The 20,250-nt window shown below is 66.2% G+C and carries 23 protein-coding genes and 2 tRNA genes; 17 read left to right on the top strand and 8 right to left on the bottom strand.

Annotated elements, in window-relative coordinates; translation table 11 throughout:
- Nucleotides 1-246 precede the first annotated feature (246 nt).
- From ABDZ36_RS03985 to ABDZ36_RS03975, 3 genes are all read right to left on the bottom strand, one after another.
- Nucleotides 247-642, bottom strand: a complete 396-nt coding sequence (locus tag ABDZ36_RS03985) for a ribonuclease HI family protein (RefSeq protein WP_343749214.1) — start codon at nucleotides 640-642, stop codon at nucleotides 247-249.
- A 429-nt stretch (nucleotides 643-1,071) separates the two neighbouring features.
- A tRNA-Phe gene (locus tag ABDZ36_RS03980) sits at nucleotides 1,072-1,145 on the bottom strand.
- A gap of 215 nt (nucleotides 1,146-1,360) precedes the next feature.
- Nucleotides 1,361-1,433 (bottom strand) — tRNA-Val (locus ABDZ36_RS03975).
- A gap of 93 nt (nucleotides 1,434-1,526) precedes the next feature.
- On the opposite strand from ABDZ36_RS03975, the gene ABDZ36_RS03970 reads away from it, so the two are divergent.
- Both ABDZ36_RS03970 and ABDZ36_RS03965 read left to right on the top strand, forming a co-directional pair.
- Entirely contained in the window at nucleotides 1,527-2,024 is a 498-nt protein-coding gene (locus tag ABDZ36_RS03970; protein ID WP_211311559.1) for a DUF192 domain-containing protein, read from the top strand.
- A gap of 35 nt (nucleotides 2,025-2,059) precedes the next feature.
- Nucleotides 2,060-3,985, top strand: a complete 1,926-nt coding sequence (locus ABDZ36_RS03965; RefSeq protein ID WP_211311560.1) for an ABC transporter ATP-binding protein — start codon at nucleotides 2,060-2,062, stop codon at nucleotides 3,983-3,985.
- Between the two features lie 20 nt (nucleotides 3,986-4,005).
- Here the strand turns inward: ABDZ36_RS03965 and ABDZ36_RS03960 are convergent, their stop codons facing one another.
- Nucleotides 4,006-4,173, bottom strand: a complete 168-nt coding sequence (locus ABDZ36_RS03960) for an HVO_0416 family zinc finger protein (protein ID WP_211311561.1) — start codon at nucleotides 4,171-4,173, stop codon at nucleotides 4,006-4,008.
- A 232-nt stretch (nucleotides 4,174-4,405) separates the two neighbouring features.
- On the opposite strand from ABDZ36_RS03960, the gene tnpA reads away from it, so the two are divergent.
- A complete protein-coding gene (gene tnpA, locus ABDZ36_RS03955) occupies nucleotides 4,406-4,786 on the top strand; it encodes an IS200/IS605-like element ISHla16 family transposase (protein WP_211311562.1) in 381 nt (126 codons plus the stop codon).
- Entirely contained in the window at nucleotides 4,783-6,057 is a 1,275-nt protein-coding gene (locus tag ABDZ36_RS03950; protein ID WP_211311563.1) for an RNA-guided endonuclease InsQ/TnpB family protein, read from the top strand. The genes tnpA and ABDZ36_RS03950 overlap by 4 nt, the downstream gene beginning before the upstream one ends.
- 47 nt (nucleotides 6,058-6,104) lie before the next feature.
- On the opposite strand, the gene ABDZ36_RS03945 is transcribed toward ABDZ36_RS03950, so the two are convergent.
- Together ABDZ36_RS03945 and ABDZ36_RS03940 are read right to left on the bottom strand one after the other, a co-directional pair.
- Nucleotides 6,105-7,616: a carboxypeptidase M32 gene (locus ABDZ36_RS03945; RefSeq protein WP_211311564.1), complete on the bottom strand. Its 1,512-nt coding sequence runs from the start codon at nucleotides 7,614-7,616 to the stop codon at nucleotides 6,105-6,107.
- Between the two features lie 71 nt (nucleotides 7,617-7,687).
- Nucleotides 7,688-8,794, bottom strand: coding sequence for a M20 family metallopeptidase (locus ABDZ36_RS03940; protein WP_211311565.1), 1,107 nt, complete (start codon nucleotides 8,792-8,794; stop codon nucleotides 7,688-7,690).
- Nucleotides 8,795-8,986: 192 nt separating this feature from the next.
- Between ABDZ36_RS03940 and ABDZ36_RS03935 the strand changes: the two genes are divergently transcribed.
- The 4 genes from ABDZ36_RS03935 (at nucleotide 8,987) to ABDZ36_RS03920 (ending at nucleotide 14,479) form a co-directional block, all read left to right on the top strand.
- Complete coding sequence (locus ABDZ36_RS03935; protein WP_211311566.1) at nucleotides 8,987-10,867, top strand: PINc/VapC family ATPase; 1,881 nt, start codon at nucleotides 8,987-8,989, stop codon at nucleotides 10,865-10,867.
- Between the two features lie 191 nt (nucleotides 10,868-11,058).
- Nucleotides 11,059-11,346 carry an EMC6-like membrane protein gene (locus ABDZ36_RS03930; protein ID WP_211311567.1) on the top strand — a complete coding sequence of 96 codons (288 nt, stop codon included), beginning with the start codon at nucleotides 11,059-11,061 and terminating at the stop codon, nucleotides 11,344-11,346.
- Nucleotides 11,347-11,348: 2 nt separating this feature from the next.
- Entirely contained in the window at nucleotides 11,349-13,166 is a 1,818-nt protein-coding gene (locus ABDZ36_RS03925) for a ribosome biogenesis/translation initiation ATPase RLI (protein ID WP_211311568.1), read from the top strand.
- 248 nt (nucleotides 13,167-13,414) lie between these two features.
- The gene (locus ABDZ36_RS03920; protein WP_211311569.1) at nucleotides 13,415-14,479 is read left to right on the top strand and encodes a Vms1/Ankzf1 family peptidyl-tRNA hydrolase; all 1,065 of its coding nucleotides are present in this window, start codon (nucleotides 13,415-13,417) and stop codon (nucleotides 14,477-14,479) included.
- Nucleotides 14,480-14,567: 88 nt separating this feature from the next.
- Here ABDZ36_RS03920 and ABDZ36_RS03915 read toward each other — a convergent pair whose 3' ends face one another.
- Nucleotides 14,568-15,089 carry an archaemetzincin family Zn-dependent metalloprotease gene (locus tag ABDZ36_RS03915; protein ID WP_211311570.1) on the bottom strand — a complete coding sequence of 174 codons (522 nt, stop codon included), beginning with the start codon at nucleotides 15,087-15,089 and terminating at the stop codon, nucleotides 14,568-14,570.
- Between the two features lie 39 nt (nucleotides 15,090-15,128).
- Here ABDZ36_RS03915 and ABDZ36_RS03910 point away from each other — a divergent pair, with 39 nt between their 5' ends.
- From ABDZ36_RS03910 to npdG, 5 genes are all read left to right on the top strand, one after another.
- Nucleotides 15,129-15,521 carry a UPF0146 family protein gene (locus ABDZ36_RS03910; protein ID WP_211311571.1) on the top strand — a complete coding sequence of 131 codons (393 nt, stop codon included), beginning with the start codon at nucleotides 15,129-15,131 and terminating at the stop codon, nucleotides 15,519-15,521.
- 35 nt (nucleotides 15,522-15,556) lie between these two features.
- A complete protein-coding gene (locus ABDZ36_RS03905) occupies nucleotides 15,557-16,426 on the top strand; it encodes a TIGR01548 family HAD-type hydrolase (RefSeq protein WP_211311572.1) in 870 nt (289 codons plus the stop codon).
- 42 nt (nucleotides 16,427-16,468) lie between these two features.
- Nucleotides 16,469-16,753, top strand: coding sequence for a hypothetical protein (locus tag ABDZ36_RS03900; protein ID WP_211311573.1), 285 nt, complete (start codon nucleotides 16,469-16,471; stop codon nucleotides 16,751-16,753).
- A gap of 82 nt (nucleotides 16,754-16,835) precedes the next feature.
- Entirely contained in the window at nucleotides 16,836-17,195 is a 360-nt protein-coding gene (locus tag ABDZ36_RS03895) for a hypothetical protein (RefSeq protein ID WP_211311574.1), read from the top strand.
- Between the two features lie 54 nt (nucleotides 17,196-17,249).
- Entirely contained in the window at nucleotides 17,250-17,918 is a 669-nt protein-coding gene (npdG, locus tag ABDZ36_RS03890; protein WP_211311575.1) for an NADPH-dependent F420 reductase, read from the top strand.
- A 197-nt stretch (nucleotides 17,919-18,115) separates the two neighbouring features.
- Here the strand turns inward: npdG and trxA are convergent, their stop codons facing one another.
- A complete protein-coding gene (gene trxA, locus ABDZ36_RS03885) occupies nucleotides 18,116-18,385 on the bottom strand; it encodes a thioredoxin (protein ID WP_211311576.1) in 270 nt (89 codons plus the stop codon).
- Nucleotides 18,386-18,566: 181 nt separating this feature from the next.
- Here trxA and ABDZ36_RS03880 point away from each other — a divergent pair, with 181 nt between their 5' ends.
- Genes ABDZ36_RS03880 through hisE form a run of 4 tightly spaced genes read left to right on the top strand, consistent with a single transcriptional unit; the run spans nucleotide 18,567 to nucleotide 20,156 of the window.
- On the top strand, nucleotides 18,567-18,731 hold the full coding sequence (locus ABDZ36_RS03880) for a preprotein translocase subunit Sec61beta (protein WP_211311577.1): 165 nt from the start codon (nucleotides 18,567-18,569) through the stop codon (nucleotides 18,729-18,731).
- A 38-nt stretch (nucleotides 18,732-18,769) separates the two neighbouring features.
- Nucleotides 18,770-19,369: a pyridoxal 5'-phosphate synthase glutaminase subunit PdxT gene (gene pdxT, locus ABDZ36_RS03875; RefSeq protein WP_211311578.1), complete on the top strand. Its 600-nt coding sequence runs from the start codon at nucleotides 18,770-18,772 to the stop codon at nucleotides 19,367-19,369.
- Nucleotides 19,370-19,407: 38 nt separating this feature from the next.
- Nucleotides 19,408-19,854, top strand: a complete 447-nt coding sequence (locus tag ABDZ36_RS03870) for a bifunctional nuclease family protein (protein WP_211311714.1) — start codon at nucleotides 19,408-19,410, stop codon at nucleotides 19,852-19,854.
- Nucleotides 19,851-20,156, top strand: coding sequence for a phosphoribosyl-ATP diphosphatase (gene hisE / locus ABDZ36_RS03865; protein WP_211311579.1), 306 nt, complete (start codon nucleotides 19,851-19,853; stop codon nucleotides 20,154-20,156). The genes ABDZ36_RS03870 and hisE overlap by 4 nt, the downstream gene beginning before the upstream one ends.
- Nucleotides 20,157-20,250: the final 94 nt, after the last annotated feature.

Below are 20,250 nucleotides of genomic sequence, written 5' to 3'. Positions count from 1 at the left end.
GACAAAGGCCTCCCTACAGATTTCGTTCGAGAACACTGCGGATGTGCCAGTATATTATACTATATCTGCAACATTCATCGAATTTAGTACGGGCCGAGAGCGCGATGCTGGCACTATCTCAGGGACATTAGAAGGGGGGAATACGCGTTCACACGAATTCGTATATGAGGGATCACCCCAAACAGTTGTAGAAATAGATGACTATGAATTAGCCGTACAGTCAGAATGTTCCTGAGGTGAGTGGGATTAGTTAGAGAACACCATTCCCACCAACTCGTCAGCCTCCTTATTCTCGTCACGAGAGACGTGCCGTATCTCGAAATTCTCGAACTCATCAGCCAACTCCTGTACGCGGTTACGTAGTGGACGAAGTTCTGACTGGTTCACCCCATACTCACCCCGGACTTGCTTCACGATTACCTCGGAATCACCTCTCGCCTCAACGTCGGTGCATCCCTTCTCGGAGGCGAGTTCCAACCCTTGGATGAGGGCGTGGTATTCGGCTCGGTTGTTGGTCGATTCTCCGATGTGGTCGCTCCCTTCCTCGGTCCAGTCGTCAGCCTCTACGATGTACCCGATAGCCGCAGGACCAGGATTCGGACGAGCGCCTCCGTCGAACTTCACCACAGCAGGTGCGGTCATCTTCACACACCACCTGTGTTATCTCGCCTGTTGTTCGCTCGATACGTGACTCTCTGCGTGTCTGATCGCATCATCATCAGTCTCCATCTAATACTATGACAATCGGGCGGATTCCGAGACACCCGCATAGTTACGAAATTGCATATACCTGATGGCATATCTCACCAATCTCCTGGGTCGGGGTGACCCCCATCTGTAGCACGGGATCCAACAAGATATATAAAAACACGCCGCTCAAGACTTGTATGCTCGACTGACAGCAGTACGCGACTTCGGGCCGAAAGTCTCTAGGTTCCCCGATACGTTTCGGTAATCGCAGAACGCCGGACGTGACGGGGTGCATCCAGTGACCGGTTGCCTTCGCACGAGGCAAATCAGAATCGCAGGACGGCGTCAATACTCTCGGTCATCATCTGACCGGTAACAGGATGCCGCCTCCCGGATTTGAACCGGGGACAGCTCGATCTTCAGTCGAGTGCTCTCCCAGTCTGAGCTAAGGCGGCGTGCACGTTATCCGAGAACGAGCGCGGAAAAAAGGGTTACGAAATGTGCGGCGGCGCGAACGGGCGGGACGGCGACGACGCGGAGCCGAACCGAACACCGAGACGAGCGTCAGCGAGTAGTGCTGCGCCAGACGCCTCGTTCACCGATCGAGAAGACGGTTCAACCGACTCGGAAAATCCCGCGCGGGCGGCGTCATCGCTCACGACAGAAGCGATGGGTTCGGGCGGATTCGAACCACCGACCTTCTCCTTGTAAGGGAGACGTCATAACCACTAGACCACGAACCCGCACGTCGTGAGTGGCGGAGGCGCGGCAAAACGGTTTCCCTTCGACGACCCGGCGGCGGAAGGCTTAGGCGGTGTCACGGGCTTCGTCGGAATATGGACGCACGAGCACGGCGGCTAACGACGGTCGTCGCGCTCGTGCTCGCCGTCGCGCTCGTCGTGGTCGGGGCGTGGGTCTTCACGGGCTCGACCGGCCACGAGCACGCGACGGTGACGATCGCGGACGAGGATGGGACGACGCTCGGCGTGGTGAACGCCTCGGTAGCGGACTCGGAGGCCGAGCGCTACCGTGGCTTATCGGGAAGCGAGTCGCTCGCAAACGGGTCGGGCATGCTGTTCGTCTACGAGACGGAAGGGTCGCGGGCGTACGTGATGCGCGAGATGACCTATCCGCTCGACATCGTCTTCGTCGGGAGCGACGGCCGGATCACCCGGATCGCGCACGCCGAGACCGAGGAGCCGCCGTATCGACGCTACACGGGGCGGGCGAAGTGGGTGCTGGAGGTGCCGTCCGGGTGGACGACGCGCCACGGGATCGCGGCGGGCGATCGGGTGCGGATCGCGTACGGTGGCGGCGGGAGTGGCGGGAGTTGAAACCCTTTTTCACGCGCGTCGCGTAGTCGTTACGAATGAGTCAGCAGGAAGAGGACGACCCGTTTGAGGACGTACGGGATTCCTCGGGGAACGCGATGTGGCGGCTCTTCACCGAGTACGGCCGGGAGTTCTGGGGGCAGTTCACGCTCGGCGTCGTCGCGTCGATCGTCGCGCGTCTCCTCGATCTCGTCCCGCCGGTGATGCTCGGCTACGCGATCGACACGATCCTGCGTGACGACGGGACCTTCCTTGCCTTCCTCCCGGCGTCGATGCGGGCGGGGTGGACGACGGGCGAGGAGGTGGTGATCGCGGCGGCGATCGTCGCGGGATCGTTCGTCCTCGGGTCGGGGTGTCACTGGGTGCGTAACTGGGGGTGGAACGCGTACAGCCAACACGTCCAGCACGCGGTGCGCACGGACACCTACGAGCGGATGCAGCGGCTGAACATGGCCTTCTTCGCGGAGAAGCAGACGGGCGAGATGATGTCCGTCCTCTCGAACGACGTCAATCGTCTGGAGCGCTTCTTGAACGACGGGCTGAACTCCGCACTGCGGCTCGCGGTGATGGTCGTCGGCGTCGCGTTCGTCCTCTTCTCCTACAACTGGCGGCTGGCGATCCTGACGCTTCTTCCCGTTCCGGTCATCGCGCTCTTCACCTACTGGTTCGTCAAACGCATCCAACCGAAGTACGCAGCCGTCCGCTCCTCGGTCGGACAGCTGAACTCCCGACTGGAGAACAACCTCGGGGGCATCCAGGTCATCAAGACCTCGAACACGGAGGAGTACGAGGACGAGCGCGTGGAGGAGTCCTCGCGGGACTACTTCGATGCGAACTGGGGGGCGGTGACGATCCGGATCAAGTTCTTCCCTGCGCTGCGTGTCATCTCGGGGCTCGGCTTCGTGCTGACGTTCCTCGCCGGCGCGTACTGGGTCGCGGTCGGCCCGCCCCTGGGAGTGTCGGGGACGCTTTCCGTGGGCGCGTTCGTCGTCTTCATCCAGTTGAGTCAGCAGTTCATCTGGCCGATGGCGCAGTTCGGCCAGATCATCAACATGTATCAGCGGGCGCGCGCGGCAAGCGAGCGGATCTTCGGGCTGATGGATCAGCCCTCGCGCGTCGCGGAGGACCCGGACGCAGAGGACCTCGTCGTCGATGACGGCGCGGTCGCGTACGAGGACGTGACGTTCGGATACGACGACGAGGCGATCATTGAGGACGTCTCGTTCGAGATCGACGGTGGCGACACGCTCGCGCTGGTCGGCCCGACGGGCGCGGGGAAATCCACGGTGCTCAAACTCCTCATGCGGATGTACGACCCGGATGCGGGGACGATCCGCATCGACGGCCAGGAAATTGGCGACGTGACTCTCTCCAGTCTCCGAGAAGCGATCGGCTACGTCTCGCAGGACACGTTCCTCTTCTACGGCACCGTCGCGGAGAATATCCGCTACGGCTCGTTCGATGCCGACCACGAGGACGTCGTCGAGGCGGCGAAGGCCGCCCAGGCGCACGAGTTCATCACCAACCTCCCCGAGGGGTACGACACGATGGTCGGCGAGCGCGGCGTGAAGCTCTCGGGCGGCCAGCGCCAGCGCGTCGACATCGCGCGCGCGGTGCTGAAGGACCCCGAGATCATGATCCTCGACGAGGCGACCTCGGACGTCGACACGGAGACGGAGATGCTGATTCAGCGCTCGCTGGACGAGCTGACCCAGAATCGGACGACGTTCACCATCGCACACCGGCTCTCGACGGTGAAGGACGCGGACACGATCCTCGTCCTAGAGGATGGACAGGTCGCCGAGCGCGGCACCCACGAGGAGCTGCTCGCCGCGGACGGACTCTACGCGAACCTCTGGGGCGTGCAGGCCGGCGAGATCGACGAGCTGCCGGAGGCGTTCGTGGAGCGCGCTCGCGAGCGCGGGGCACAGCGGGTCGAAGAAGGGAGCGCGAACGACGACTGAGCGAGTGGCGCGGCGGCGTCTCAGGGCGACCAGCCACAGACGGTGCACTCGCGGGCCGCCGTCTCGTGGAGTCCGCCGCAGTCGGGACACTGTTTTTTGTTATAGCTTCGGTCCCAGCCCTCGACGTCGTGATCGTTGTGTTCGAGGTACTCGTCCAGAACAGCGTCGGTATCCCGTGCGGTCGACATACATGGTACGGTATGCCACACCATCACTATAATCTTTGTGGTGGTTGGTGACACGCCCGTTCGGGATCGTCGTGACGAACGCCGGCTATCGGACGTTTACGGAAAATTCGAGGCGAAAGCCTCGCCCTTCAGGGCGGGGATGAAGCCGACCAACAGTATTCAACCGCCGTCGATGGCATAGACGGGGTTCCAACGCAATCTTTAAGCCGCTCGACCGAGATAGTATGCATAGATGGTAAAGAGTACCCGTCACGCGAAATACGAACTCTACTACCACATAGTGTTCGTACCGAAATACCGGCGTTCGCACCTGACGGGGAAGACGAAGGAACGTCTCGAATCCATCTTCGCGGAAATCTGTGAGGACAAAGACCTCGAACTGGCCGAGTCCGAGGTCATGCCCGACCACGTACACCTGTTCATCGGGAGTCCACCTAAGAACGCCCCGTCACTCATCGTCAACTGGGTCAAGGGCATCTCCGCGCGGAAGTACAATCAGCGGTACGATGACCGCGTGAAGTGGACTCGTTCGTACTACGTCGGAACAGCGGGAAGCGCCTCGAAGGGTGCTGTCGAACAGTACATCGCTGAACAGGAAGGTGGCGACGAATGAAGCGCGTCAACGCCTTCGAAGTGGTTCCACAGACCGAGAACGACAAAGAGTGCCTTCTACGGCTACTCGACGCCTCCGCCTCTCTGTGGAACGAACTGACCTACGAACGTCGTCAGAACTACTTCGGTGACGGCGACGTGTGGGACACCTCCGAGTACCGAGGGCGCTACAACGGCGTTGTCGGAAGCGCGACCGTCCAACAGGTCACGCGCAAGAACAGCGAAGCGTGGCGGTCGTTCTTCGCCCTCAAGGAGAAAGGCGAGTACGCCAACCCGCCATCGTACTGGGGCAATGAGGAGGATGGACGCGAACTCCGCACCTATATCCGAAACAACCAGTACACGATTCAGTGGGGGAAGCGTAGCCGTCTCGAAATCCCTGTCGGGCAAGAACTGAAAGACGAATACGGACTCGGCTACCACGAACGACTCCGCCTCGAAGTCCGAGGCAATCCGAAGTGGGACGGCAAACAGGGTCGTCTGGAACTTGAGTACGACGAGGTTAGCGACACGTTCAGGGCCTTCCAACCAGTCACCGTACCTGATTCTCGACTGGATTCACCACTGGCTTCTCACGAAGCCGCCCTCGACGTTGGCGCAAACAATCTCGTCGCCTGTTCCACGACCACTGGTTCCCAATACCTCTACGACGGTCGGGAGTTGTTCGGACGGTTCCGCGAGACGACTGACGAAATCGCCCGTCTACAGTCGAAACTCCGAGAGGGACGCTACAGTTCCAAACGGATTCGACGGCTGTACCGACAGCGGACGAAGCGCCGTGACCACGCACAGAACGCGCTGGTACGCGACCACGTTGAACGGCTGTACGACGAGGGCGTGGCGACGGTGTACGTGGGCGACTTGACCGACGTGCTGGAAACGCACTGGTCGGTCAGGGTGAACGAGAAGACGCACAACTTCTGGGCGTTCAAGAAGTTCATCCACCGACTCGCGTGCGTCTGTGAGGAATACGGCATCAGCCTCGAAGCCGAATCGGAAGCGTGGACAAGTCAGACGTGTCCCGAGTGTGGCGACCACGAAGAGACGGTTCGCCACGGGGAGACGCTGACGTGTCCGTGCGGGTTCGAGGGACACGCCGACCTCACGGCGTCAGAGACGTTCCTTCGGGAAAACAGCGATACGGAAGTCAGGCCGATGGCACGGCCCGTGCGATTCGAGTGGGACGACCACGACTGGTCGGGGAAACCATACCCTCACGAAAGTCCCAAAGAAGTGCGTACAAACCCGCAAGTTGCCTCCGTGGGTCGGTAGCCGAACCCCCAACGGAGGAATCCTCGCGCTTTAGCGCGGGGAGGATGTCAAAGGTCGTAGAGCGCGCCGAACTTCGACGTCGCGTGGTCGAGGAAGTAGTCGGCCGTGTACGCCTCGCCGGTGGCCTCCTCGATCAGCTCGGGTGTCGTGTAGCGACAGCCGTGGCGGTGGACGTGTTCGCCGAGCCAGTCGGCGAGGGGCTCGAAGTCGCCCGCGCGGATCGCGGCGTCGAGGTCGTCGATATCGGCCTCAGCGTGGGCGTACAGTTGCGCGGCGAGAACGCTCCCGAGCGAGTAGGTCGGGAAGTAGCCGAAGTTGCCGTGGCTCCAGTGGATGTCCTGCAAGCAGCCCTCGCTGTCCGTGTCGGGGCGGACGCCGAGATACTCCTCCATCTTGTCGTTCCAGACCGCGGGCACCTCCGAGACGTCGAGGTCGCCGCTGATGAGCGCGCGCTCGATCTCGAAGCGCAGGACGATGTGCATGTGGTAGGTGAGCTCGTCCGCCTCGACACGGATCAGGTTGTCCGGATAGACGCGATTCGCAGCCTCGTAGAGGTCGCGGGGCGTTGTGTCGTCGAGGGACGGGAACTGCTCGCGAAGGTCGTCCGCGAAGTGCGCCCAGAAGGCCTCGGAGCGCCCGACGTGGTTCTCCCAGAGGCGCGACTGGGACTCGTGGACGGTGAGGTCGCGGGCCTCGCCGAGCGGCGTCCCGTACTCCTCACGGGGCAGCCCGAGGTTGTAGCGGGCGTGGCCGAACTCGTGGACGGTACTCGTCATCGAGTCGAGCGGCTCGTCCTCGCTGAAACGCGTCGTGATGCGCGAGTCGAACTGGTTGCCGACCGTGAAGGGGTGCGTCGAGGTGTCGAGGCGGCCGCGGTCCCAGTCGTACCCGAGTGCGTCGAGGACGTCGCGGGAGAAGGCCTCCTGGGCCTCGGGGTCGTACGTCCCGTCCGCGAAGGGCGCGGCCAGATCACCGTCGGACGCCTGGATCGCGTCGATCAGCGGGACGAGCTCTTCGCGGAGGCGCTCAAGGACACGTTCCGCGGTCTCCAGATCGAGGTAGGGCTCGTACTCCTCGAAGAGCACCGCGTACGGATCGCGCTCACTATCGATGTGGTCCGCGTACTCACGCTTGAGGTCCACGAGGGATTCGAGATACGGCGCGAAGGTCTCGAAATCATCGTTCTCACGAGCCTCCTCCCACGCCTGGAGGGCCTCGCTGGAGGTCTGTGAGATCTCCTCGACGAGGTCGCGCGGAACGCGCTCCGCGCGGACGTACTGGCGTTCGATCTCGCGGACGACCGCATCCTGCTCCGCGGTGAGGTCCGCGCCGTCGAGCGCATCGAGCGACTCCGCGACGACGTCGTCGGTCAGCAGGTCGTGGCCCAGCCCGGACGCCACGGAGAGCTGTTTCGAGCGCGCGGGATTCCCCCCCTCGGGCATCATCACCTGCTGGTCCCAGGAGAGCGTGCCCTGCACGCCCCCGAGCGCGGTGACGCGTTCGTACTGATCGAGCAGTGCGGTGTACGCCTCGGGGGCGTCCTCGCGGTGGTCCGTCATACCGAAAGAAGGGGCGCGCGTCCACAAGAAGCCACCCGTCGTGGCGCGCGGTGTCGCGGCCGCATCCCGGACTACGCCCAGCGGTCGGCGAGCGTCTCGTAGGCGTCCCGACAGCGGTGGAGCACCGCGAGCGAGACGCTCTCGGTGTCGGTGTGCGCTTCGCCGGGTTCGGCGGGCCCGCAGACGACCGTTGTCGTCCCGGCGTCAGCGAGCCACCCGGCGTCGGTCGCGTGCGGCTTTACCACCTGCGCCGGGGTCGCGTTCTGCACGCCCGCGACGGCGTCTAGGGCGGCGTCGGCAAAATCGGCGTCGTCGCACGCCATCGGCGGGAGGTCCTGCTCGACGTCCCACGAGACGCCGCCGATCGCCTCGGCATCCCCGAGGGCCGCGCGCTCACCGGGAATGGTCCGCTCGTCGACCGTCACTGCGCACGCGTCGGGGACGACGTTCCACGCCTCGCCGCCGTCGATCTCGGTGACGACGAGGCTCCCGGCGAGGTGATGACCGAGCACCTCGGTTTCGGGTGCGTCGATATTTCGGACGACGTCGACGGCGTCACAGGCCCGGTACACCGCATTCTCCCCCGTCTCGGGTTCGCTCGCGTGCGCGGCCGTCCCCGTGGCGTGGAGCGTGCTCGCCCGTCGGCCCTTGTGCGCGACGGCGACGTCCACGGTATCGGACGCGGAGTAGCCCGTCGAGCCCTCGCCGATGACGGCGTAGTCGGGTGCGAACCCGCGCTCGATGGCGTGGCGCGCGCCGACTCCACCCTGCTCCTCGCCGACGAACGACGCGAAGACCAACTCGCCCGCGGGATCGGCCTCCCGGAACGCGAGCAGCATCGCGGCGAGCGCGCCGGTCATGTCCGCGGTGCCCCGACCGTAGAGGCGGCCGTCCGCCTCGCGGATCGCGTACGTGCCGTCGTCCGCGACCTGGTCGTCGGCCGGAGCGACCACGTCGTGGTGGCCGACGAGGGCGAGCGTCGGGGTGTCGGCATCACCGACGTCATCGCCGGGTCCGCGCCGGGCGATCACGTTCCCGCCGTCCGGGGCGTCGTCCCGGGTCACGTCGGCGTCGGTCTGCTTGCGGAGCCACGCCTCAATCCGATCACCGACCGCACCCTCGTCGTCGTGGGCGGGGATCGCGACGAGGTCGCGGGTCAGCGATTCGAGTTCGTCCATACCGACGGCACGCGGGCAAAACACGAAAAGGTCGGGCGGTCAAGCGGGGGCGGGCAGACGGGGACGGTCGGATGGGCTGGGGGGCGAGCAGACTGGGGGAAGTCGGGCGGATCGGTGAACCGGCATCGCCCGCGGACGCCGCGGCCGAGGGGGTTGGACACCCTTATCCGCCGCGGGCTAGTAGACGGGCGCATGAACATCGTCCCGGACACCAGTGTGGTCATCGACGGCCGCATCTCCCGACGCGTGGAGAGCGGCGAGTACGCCGGGGCCACCGTCTACGTGCCGGAAGCCGTCATCGGCGAGATCGAGGCCCAGGCGAACAAGGGCCGCGAGATCGGCTGGGACGGCCTCTCGGAGCTGCAGCGGCTGGCCGAGCTCGCCGACGAGGGCACGATCGACGTCAAGTACGTCGGCGAACGCGCGAGCGAGGACGAGATCGAACGCGCCGCCGCAGGCGCGATCGACGCGAAGATCCGCGAACTCGCCGGCGAGTACGACGCGACGTTCGTCACGAGCGACATCGTACAGTCGGAGGTCGCGAAGGCGAAGGGCCTCGACGTCGAATACTTGGAGCCCGAAGCCCGCGAGGTCGAGGCGCTCGCCATCGAGAACTACTTCGACGAGCAGACCATGTCCGTCCACCTGAAGGACGGGGTCGTCCCGATGGCAAAGCGCGGCGACATCGGGAACATCACCTATCAGGAGATCGGCGAGACCGAACTCGACACGGACACCCTCAAGGAGTACGCGAGCGAGATCCACGACACCGCAAAGCGCAGCGACGACGCCTTCATCGAGCTCTCCGAGGAGGGCATGACGATCGCGCAGGTGCGCGACATGCGGATCGCCATCGCGACGCCGCCGTTCGCAGACGGCTTCGAGATCACCGCCGTCCGCCCCATCCTCAAGACGACGATGGCGGACTACGAACACGAAGAGGACCTCAAAGAACGCCTCCTCGAACGGGATCGCGGCGTCCTCATCGCCGGCGCGCCGGGGGCCGGGAAGTCCACGTTCGCGCAGGCCGTCGCCGAGTTCCTCGACGACAGCGGCTACGTCGTGAAGACGATGGAGAAGCCGCGCGACCTCCAGGTCGAGGAGGACATCACGCAGTACACGGAGCTCGGCGGGTCGATGGAGAAGACCGCCGACTCGCTCCTGATGGTCCGGCCGGACTACACCATCTACGACGAGGTGCGCAAGACCGACGACTTCGAGGTCTTCAGCGACATGCGCCTCGCCGGCGTCGGGATGGTCGGCGTCGTCCACGCGACGCGCCCGATTGACGCCCTCCAGCGCCTCGTCGGCCGGGTCGAGCTCGGCATGATCCCGCAGATCGTCGACACCGTCGTCTTCATCGAGGACGGGGACGTCGACACCGTCTACGACGTCACGACCGAGGTCAAGGTCCCCGAGGGCCTCATGGAGGAGGACCTCGCCCGACCCGTCATCCAGGTGTCGGACTTCGAGACCGGAACGCCCGCCTACGAGATCTACACGTTCAACCGCCAGGTCGTCACGGTCCCGCTCGACGGCGAGAGCGGGACGAGCGAGTCCGGCGTCGATAAGCTCGCGAAGAACGAGATCGAGCGCGAAGTCCGCTCGGCGACGCGCGGGCCCGTCGAGGTCGAACTCCGGAGCGGCAACGAGGCCGTCGTCTACGTCACCGAGGACGACATCAGCCACGTCATCGGGAAGGGCGGCGGACGTATCCAGAACATCGAGAACCGCCTCGGCGTCACCATCGACGTCCGGACCTTCGACGAGCGTCCCGACCACGCAAGCGCGCCGAGCGACGGCGGGGGCGGAAGTAGTGGCGCAGGCGGTGCGAGCGCTGCCGAGACCGGCGGCGAGGCCGTCACGCCCGAGATCACTGGCCAGCACATCATCATCCCCGTGACGGAGGCGAACCCCGGCGAGACCGTCGAGGTCCGCGCGGACGGCGAATACCTCTGTACGGCGACAGTCGGTCGCGGCGGCGAGATCCAGATCTCGCGCGGGTCGGCCATCGCCGAGGAGTTGGAGCGCGCCATCGACCGGGAGTTGCTGATCACGGTCGTGAGAGAGTGACGGGGTTCCGAACGAAGTGAGGAGCCTCGGTGAAGCGAGCGCCGAACGCGAGTGACGCGCGAGTGGCGCGCGAGTGACGCGGGATCGAAGATCCCGTGGACGGTGAGCGGGAAGCGACGAGCGTCCAGACGGGCGCGCGGCGCGGCTTCGGCAAACGAACTCCTTTTGCACCTCGCCCGCGCAGAGACCGTATGACCGAGACACTCGACAAGCAGGCCGCACACCGGCGCGGCGTCACCGTGACGACGGTGGCATGTCTCACCGGTGTGGCGGCCGGGGTCGGCTCACACGCCGTCGCGTCGGGGGCGACGGATCGCCTCGGGGTGGCCCTGTTGGTCGCGGCGGTCGCGCTCAACCTCGGGGTCGTGCGCGTCCTCGGCGTCGACGTGCAGGACTTCTCCGCGAAGGATCACCTCTACACCGCGTTCATGACCTTCGCCCTCTGGTTCGTCACCTGGGGCGTGCTCCTCTCCGCATAACGATGGCGGACGACAGCATCGCGGTCGTCGACCTCGATCGGTGTCAACCCGACCGCTGTAACTACGAGTGCTCGAATTTCTGCCCGCCGAACCGCACGGGCAAGGAGTGCATCACGCAGCGCGGCGAGGACGCCGATACAGGTAGCTCCGACCAAATCCAAATCTCCGAGGAGATCTGTCTAGGTGAGACCTGCGGGATCTGCGTCGAGAAGTGTCCCTTCGACGCCATCGAGATCATCAACCTCCCCCAGGAGCTCGGGGACGAGCCGACGCATCGCTACGGCGAGAACTCCTTCGCGCTCTACGGGCTGCCGATCCCCGAGAAGGGGAAGGTGACCGGCATCCTCGGACCGAACGGCATCGGGAAGTCCACGGCGATCAAGGCGCTCGCGGGCGAGATCACGCCGAACCTCGGGCGATTCGACGAGCCGCCGGGATGGGACGCCGTCATCGACGAGTTCGGCGGCACCGAACTCCAGCCATTCCTGAAGGGCGTCCGCGACGGCGACATCGACGTCGCGCGCAAACCGCAGTACGTCGATCAGATCCCGAGCTCCTTCGACGGGAACACGCGCGAGCTCCTCGAATCCGCCGACGAGCGCGGCGTCGTCGACGAGCTCGCGGAGCGACTCTCCATCGAGCCCATCCTCGACAGCGAGATCGACACGCTCTCCGGCGGTGAACTCCAGCGCGTCGCGCTCGCCGCGACGCTCGCGCGGGACGCGGACTTCTACTTCCTCGACGAGCTCACCCCCTACCTCGACATCGACCAGCGCGTCACGGCGGCGCGCCTCGTGCGCGAGCTCGCGAACGACGATCGGGCGATGCTCGTCGTCGAGCACGACCTCGCGGTCCTCGACCTCCTCGCGGACAGCGTCCACGTCGCGTACGGTGAACCCTCCGCGTACGGTGTCATCACACCACCGAAGTCGACGCGGAACGGCATCAACGAGTATCTGAAGGGATATCTCGACAACGAGAACATGCGAATCCGACCGGAGTCGATCACGTTCGAGGAGCACGCCCCGCGCGTCGCCTCGCGCTCCGAGACGCTCGTCGAGTATCCCGCGATGTCGAAGACGTACGGGGACGGCGACGACGGCTTCACGCTCGACGTCGAGGCCGGCAAGATAAACAGCAACGAAGTGCTCGGCATCGTCGGCCCGAACGGCATCGGGAAATCGACGTTCGCGAAACTCCTCGCCGGCAAACTCGAACCGGACGGCGGCGACCTCGACCTGGATCTCGACATCGCGTACAAACCCCAGTACGTCGAAGTCGACCAGCACATGCGCGTCGATGCTTTCCTCTCCTCGATCACGGACGACTTCGGGTCGTCCTACTGGGAGACGGAGATCGCGGACCCCCTCCAGCTCGGCCGCATCATGGAGCAGAACCTCACGGACCTCTCCGGCGGGGAGCGCCAGCGCGTCGCGATCGCCGCGACGCTCTCGCGCGACGCTGACCTCTACCTCCTCGACGAGCCGAGCGCGCACCTCGACGTCGAGCAGCGCGTGCTCGCGGCGCGCGCCATCCGGCGCTACGCGGAGAACCACGAGACGAGCGTCATGGTCATCGACCACGACATCTACACGATCGACCTGCTCTCCGATCGCCTGCTCGTCTTCGACGGCGAGCCCGCCCAGCACGGCCACGCGAGCACCCCGCTCGGGATGCGCGACGGCATGAACGAGTTCCTCGCGAACCTCGACATCACCTTCCGCCGCGACGAGAACATCGGCCGCCCGCGCATCAACAAGCCGGGTAGTCAAAAGGACAAACAACAGAAGCGCGACGGCGAATACTACTACACACAATAGCACGCCTCCGACGAGCGGAGCGACGTCGGCGTCATTTTTGGTGCAGGTTTTTGCCGTGAGTGGGCGTCGAAGACGACCCGAACGGGAAAAAGGTGCGTGTAGGATATCGGCCGCCCGCGCATCAACAAGCCGGGTAGTCAAACGGACAAACAACAGAAGCGCGACGGCGAATACTACTACACGCAGTCGCGGATCGCGGTCGAACGAGGGCCCGTCGGCTTTTCCGAACCACGGGCGAACGACGAGTTATGCAGACGTCGCTGGACCGAGCGGAGCGCATCGAGGCCGTCGAGGCGGCCAACGCCGATGGTGACCGACTGGTGTCGGTGGCGGTAGCCCACGACGAGGCGCTCGGCGCGCTACTCGAACGCGTCGAGGAGGCGCACGCGGAGGCCGAATATCTCGACGGGCAGGCGAGCGAACCGCTGCGCGAGGCGTACGAGGCGGCGGCGCGTGCGCTCCGCGACGTCGGCGAAACACCCGAGAACGGCGTCGTCGTGTACGCGGGAGTGCTCGACGGGGAGTTAGAGACGGACGTCTTCACGGACCCGCCGGGACGGATCGACGAGTCGGTCTTCGAGCACGGAAACGCGTTCGTCACGGAGCCCCTGGAGGGTGGGGCGGGGGCGGACGCTGCGACGGTCGGCCTCGTGGTCGTCGAGCGCGGCGGGGCGGCGCTCGGACGACTCGATGAATCGGGCGTGACGGCGCTGGAGACGTTCGACAGCGACGTGCCGGGGAAGACGCGTGCCGGCGGCCAGTCGGCGGATCGATTCCGGCGGCGACGCGAGGAGCGCAAACGCGAGTTCTTCGCGTCGGTCGGGGAGGCGGCCGACCGGGTGTTCGACGAGCCGGACGCGGTGGCGCTGGGCGGGACGGACGTGACGGTCGCGGCGTTCCGCGAGGGCGAACACCTCCCACGACGGCTCGCGTCGCGGATCGCGGGGACGTACGCGGTCGAGCACGCGGCTGAACACGGCCTGAAGGAGCTGGCGTCGAAGGTGCGCGACGACGTGACGGCGGTCCACGCGGACGCGCGGGAGGCGCTGGAGGCGTTCTTCGATCGCCTCCCGGACGGCGAAGTGGCGTACGGTCGCGGAACGGTTGACGACGCGCTGACCTACGGGGCGGTCGAGCGCCTGCTGGTCGCGGAGACCGTGACGGCGAGCGAGCGCGAGACGTACGCGGAGCGGGTCGAGGAGGAAGGCGGCGACGAGCTCGTCGTGATCCCGCGGTCGATCGCGGGCGGCGATCGGTTCGTCGAGGGGTTCGACGGCGTCGGGGCGCTGTTGCGCTTCCCGGTCGAACCCTGAGGAACCGGCGGCGTGCGGCGCGCCGACAAGAATGGAAATGAGGGTCGGTGCTGGGGGGCGATGCTGGAGGGAAGATACGTCCGGGCGATCAGAGCACCGAACGCTGACAGCTGCCACAGAGGGTTTCTTCCTTCCGGTCGACTTGAGTGACCTGTGGGGAGAAGCTCATCGCACAGCGGTTGTTGTCACAGTGCTCGAGGCCGAGCGTGTGGCCGATCTCGTGGACGACCTCCTTCCGGACGCGATCCGAGAAGATGTCGGTGGCGGAGCGCTGGCTGAACCCGCCGTCGGAGGAGGTCCGGAGGCGGTGCGTGGAGACGACGCAGCCCCGGCCGTCGAGATAGGCGAGGCCGAAGACGTAGTTGCGCTGTCGGTAGAAGAGGTCGACGGGGGTGACGGCGACGTTCTTCTCGCCGCCGCCGGTACGGCGTGCGACCTCGATGAACGGCTCCGCCCGGTACTGCCGGCGTCCCGAGTCGTATGCGTCCTCCGGGACGTCCTGCTCGGCGGCGACGGAGACCTCGCAGTCGTAGACACGGCGGAGACCCGACGACGCCTCGCGCTTCACCGTCGCGGGGACGTCGCCGATTGGGACGATGTCGACGCGCATACGAACGGCTATGCCGCCTCGACGCATAAACATCCCGCCGTGGAACCGACACACGCGGACGCGCTCGCCGACGCACTCGCCGATCACGACCATCTCGTCGAGGTCGGGATCGGATACGAGACAGCAGTCGCGGCAGCGCTCGCCGAGCGCGGGTGTACCGTCGTCGCGACCGACGTGCACGAGCGCGAGACCCCCGACGGCGTGGCGTTCGTCCGCGACGACGTGACGACACCCGAGACCGGGGTGTACGAGGATGCGGACGCCGTCTACGCGCTGAACTGTCCGCCCGAACTCCACCGCCCCCTTCGCGAGGTCGCGCGAACCGCCGGGGCGACGTGTGCGTTCACGACGTTGGGGGGCGATCAGCCCGCGGTGCCCGTCTCGCGGCGGATGGTCGGCCCCGAGACGCTGTACGTCGCGCGGACGAGGTAGAAACCCCTTTGCCGGGCCGCGACGGAGGTCGGGACATGCAGGTCGACACCGTCGTACTCGACGTCGACGGGGTGCTGGTGGACGTCGCGGACTCCTATCGGCGCGCCATCGTCGAGTCCATCGAGCGCGTGCACGGCGAGACGATCGCGAAGGCCGACGTGCAGGCGTTCAAGGACGCGGGCGGGTTCAACAACGACTGGACGCTCAGCGACGCCGCCGCGCTCTACGTGCTCGCCTCGCGCGAGGGGTTGGCGATGGACGTCGCGGCGTACACCGACGAGATCGGAAAGCGCGGGGGCGGCCTCGACGCCGCCGAAGCCGTCGTCGAAAGCGTACTCAACGACGACGCCCGCAAGCGCGTCTACGACGCGTGGGACCCCGAGTACCTCCGTACGGTCTTTCAGGCGCTCTACCTCGGAAGCGAGCGCTATGAGGAAATCGAGGGTGGGACGCCGCCCGTCGAGGCATCAGGATTCATCGCGGACGAGCCGGTCATCGTCACGCCCGAAACCGTCGAGCGACTCACCGCGAACTACTGCGTCTGCGTGCTCACCGGCCGCCCCGAGGCGGAGGCCGAGATCGCCCTCGATCGCGTCGGGCTCGACGTCCCGGCCGAGCGGCGTTTCACGATGGACGACTGGGAGGAGGGGAAACCACATCCGCGCGCGCTCGTCGCGCTCGCCGATCGGTGCGACGCCGACGCGGTCGCGTTCGCCGGCGACACGCTCGACGACATCGAGACGGCGACGAACGCCGCGGACGCCGACCCCGAGCGGACGTACTACGGGATTGGCGTTCTCACCGGCGGCCTCACCGGCGAGGACGGCCGACGGAAGTACGAGAACGCGGGTGCGAACGTCGTCGTCGACTCCGTGAACGACCTCCCCGACCTCCTCGAAGGGTAGTCGGCCGTCGGGCCTTTGTAGGGCCGGTGTGAGTCCCCGCACATGGCAGACGTCCGAATGCGCCTACTCAAGCAGGACCGTGGCCCGATCGAAGTCGAAGTGGACGACGAGTGGGAACACGAACTCGAACTCGATGGCGTCGAGGAGGAATCCGACGGCCTCCACGGCGAGGCGCGCGACGCCGAGGCCGACGACGTCCTCTACCGGTTCGTCACCGACGACGCCGAGGAACTCCCCGTCTACCTCGAACGCCGACACGACCGCGACGAGGAGTTCGAACGCGTCGGCGAAGTGACCGACGTCGCCGTCGAGACGAACATCGGCTGACGGATCGACCGAGCGAGAACGTGGCGCGATCACTCGCGGGAATCCGATAGGGCGATGTGTGTCCGCTCGGAAGAACCGGGAGATGCCACGACCACGCGGTACCGTCACCGGCGGCCTCGTCGTCTCGTTCCTCCTCGCCGCCGCGCTCCTCCCGTCGCCACCCATCCTCGTCCTCTACGGGTTCGGCGCGACGCTCCTCACCGTGCCGGCCACGCATCTGCTCCGCGAGGAGGCCGCCGACCGGGGCGACGTCCGTCGGCGCTGTCTCGCCGGCCTCACTATCGCGGTCGGCGTGACGTTCGCCCTCGGTCGGCTCGTCGCGCTCCTCGTGCCGACGGCGGGCGACCCCGCACACCTGCTCCTCGACTGCGTGGCGATCCTCGTCGGTCTCGTCGCGGGCGGCCTCGTCATCGCGGGCGGCTACGACCGCGTCGTCGACTGAGGCAACGCTCACGCAACGCAGAACCCTTATTCGCGCGGCCGCCGACGCTCCAATATGCGTATCGCCCTACTCGGCGGCACGGGAGACATCGGCGAAGGCCTCGCGCTCCGCTGGGCCTACGACACCGACCACGAGATCCTCATCGGCTCGCGCGACCCCGAGAAGGCCCGCGCGAAGGCCGAGGAGTACGAGACCGAACTCGACAGCCGCGGCCGTGAGCGCACCGTCAAGGGCTTCGACAACGAGATGGCGGCCGATCGCGCGGGCGTCGTCGTCCTCGCCGTCCCCGCCTACCACATCGGCGACGTCGTCGAGAGCATCGCGGACGTCGTCGACGAGGACACCATCCTCGTCAGCCCCGCGGTCGGCATGAGCCGCGACGACGACGGGATGCACTACAACCCACCGAGCATCGGCAGCGTCACCGAGCTCGTCCAGCGCCGCGCCCCCGACGAGGTACCCGTCGTCGGCGCGTTCCACAACCTCGCCGCCGACCGGCTCGCCAACCTCGACGTCGAGTTCGACCTCGACACCCTCGTCGTCGGCGACGACGGGGACGCGCGCGGCCTCGTCGCAGACCTCGGTGCCGAGATCGAGGGCCTGCGCGTCCTCGACGCCGGCCCCGCCGCCAACGCCGCCGAAGCCGAATCCGTCACCCCGCTCGTCATCAACATCGCCATGAACAACGACGACATGCACGACGTCGGCGTGCGCTACCTGTAGCGCGATCGTTCACCGCGCGCCCCTCGGACGGGTAGAGGACGACCCCTTCTCCGCGCGCTTCGAACGGGAACATCGGCAGCGTGGTTGTACATCGAGACACGGTGCTACACGGCGGAGCGTACCCGTACGCGGCGCTACGCGCGGTGGTGTCGAAAGAAACGGGATGGTTGGGTGCGGGCTCCGACGCCGAGCGCGGTCTACGCCCCGGCTTCCTCGAAGGCGTCCTCGAGCTTCTCGGACTGGGTGACGCCGACGAAGCGCTCGACGACGCCGTCGTCGTTCTCGACGACAATCGTGGGGATCGAACGCACCTGGTACTCGTTGGCGACGTCCTGGTTCTCGTCGACGTCGACCTTCTCGAAGGTGACGCGATCGCCCCACTCCTCTTCGAGATCTTCGAGGATCGGGTCCTGCGTCTTGCACGGGCCACACCAGTCGGCGTAGAAGTCCTTCAGGGTGACAGTCATCGTTCTACTACGAACTAGACCGGCCCACGCCGATAAGGATTACTCACGGAACGGCGATTGCCGTTACTCGGGTAGCGCGGCGGTACGGGGTCTAGAACAGGTGGTCGCGTATCGCCCGGGAGGGACGGGACGCGGCGGCGGGTCCGCAAAGATTAGGGTGCTGGATGCCGAACTCGGGTGTATGAGCAGCGGCCAGAACTCCGGCGGGCTGATGTCGAGCGCCGGCCTCGTCCGGTACTTCGACTCCGAAGGGCGCAACGCGATCCGAATCAACCCGAAGAGCGTGATGGCGTTCGGTGCCCTGTTCGGCGTCCTCATCATCATGCTGAACGCACTCACAGTCTGAGCCGGGAGCCTTTTTCTCTCCGCGGTCCAAACGGTGGTATGACACTCGACGTCGGGGTCGTCGCCGTGCAGGGCGACGTCTCCGAACACGGCGATGCCGTCCGCAGAGCGGCGGCGAACCACGGCGAGGAGGCCGTCGTCCACGAGGTACGGAGCGCGGGCGTCGTCCCCGACTGTGACCTCCTATTGTTGCCGGGCGGTGAATCGACGGCGATCTCGCGCCTGCTCGCACGCGAGGGTATCGACGAGGAGATCGTCGCGCACGTCGCGGCGGACAAGCCCGTGCTCGCGACCTGTGCGGGCCTGATCGTCGCGTCGCGCGACGCCCGCGACGAACGTGTCGAGACGCTCGATCTCGTGGATGCGACGGTCGACCGGAACGCGTTCGGCCGGCAGGTGGACAGCTTCGAGGCCCCGCTGGACGTCGACGGTCTCGACGAGCCGTTCCCCGCGGTGTTCATCCGCGCGCCGCTCATCGCCGAGGTCGGCGACGACGTGGACGTCCTGGCGTCGTGGGACGACCGCCCGGTGGCGATCCGCGACGGGCCGGTCGTCGGAACGTCGTTCCACCCGGAGCTGACCGCGGACGCGCGCATCCATGATCTCGCCTTCTTCGAGAACGCGGAGGCGACGCCGTGAGCGCGGACGCCGACGCGGGTACGGGCAGTGACGGCCCTCTGGACGCGGACATCGGGGGCGTGAAGGTCGCGGGGACATCGGACGGGCCCGCACCCGTCGTGCTCGTCGAGGTCGGCGACGAGGGGGACGTCCTTCCGATCTTCATCGCGTTCGAGGAGGCGATGAGCATCGCGCACGGAATCGACGCCGCGGACATCGGCCGGCCGCTCACGCACGACCTGCTCCTCGACGTGATCGAGGCGCTCGGCGGTCGGTTGCTCGGCGTCGAGATCCGCTCGGAAGCCCACGGGACGTACTACGCGGACGTCAACCTGCGCACGCCGCGCGGGGAGACGACGGTCGATGCGCGCCCGAGCGACGCACTCGCGCTCGCGGCGCGGACGGATGCACCGATTCGCGTCAATCCCGACGTCTTCGAGGCCGGGCGACGCGAGCGTGCGGCGTTCGACGACCTGCAGGACATCCGGGAGGTGGCGGCGGAATGAGCGACGCGAACGACGACGGCGAGGTACTCGAAGCCGTCTTCGACGTCATCGAAGACCGCAAGGAGACCCTCCCCGAGGACTCCTACACGGCGTCGCTGTTCACCCACGAGAAGGGCGAGAACAGGGCCCTCGAGAAGGTCGGCGAGGAGTCGACGGAGTTCATCCTCGCGGCGAAGGACGACGACACCGAGGAGATGGCCGAGGAGGGCGCGGACCTCGTCTACCACCTGCTCGTCGCGCTCTCGATGCACGACGTGGACGTCGAGGCACTGCTGGACGTCCTCCGCGAGCGACAAGGGTAGGCGGTGGCGGGCGACGGTGAGCGCGCACACTGGATTTCCGTGCGCCTCGGTGACGCCCTGAGGCGGCGATACGTGCGTTTTTACGGCTCGCGGC

The organism is Halarchaeum salinum, assembly GCF_039520965.1.
GTDB lineage: Archaea > Halobacteriota > Halobacteria > Halobacteriales > Halobacteriaceae > Halarchaeum > Halarchaeum salinum.
Note: the sequence above shows the minus strand (reverse complement) of the source record. Positions and strands in the feature narration are given on the sequence as shown.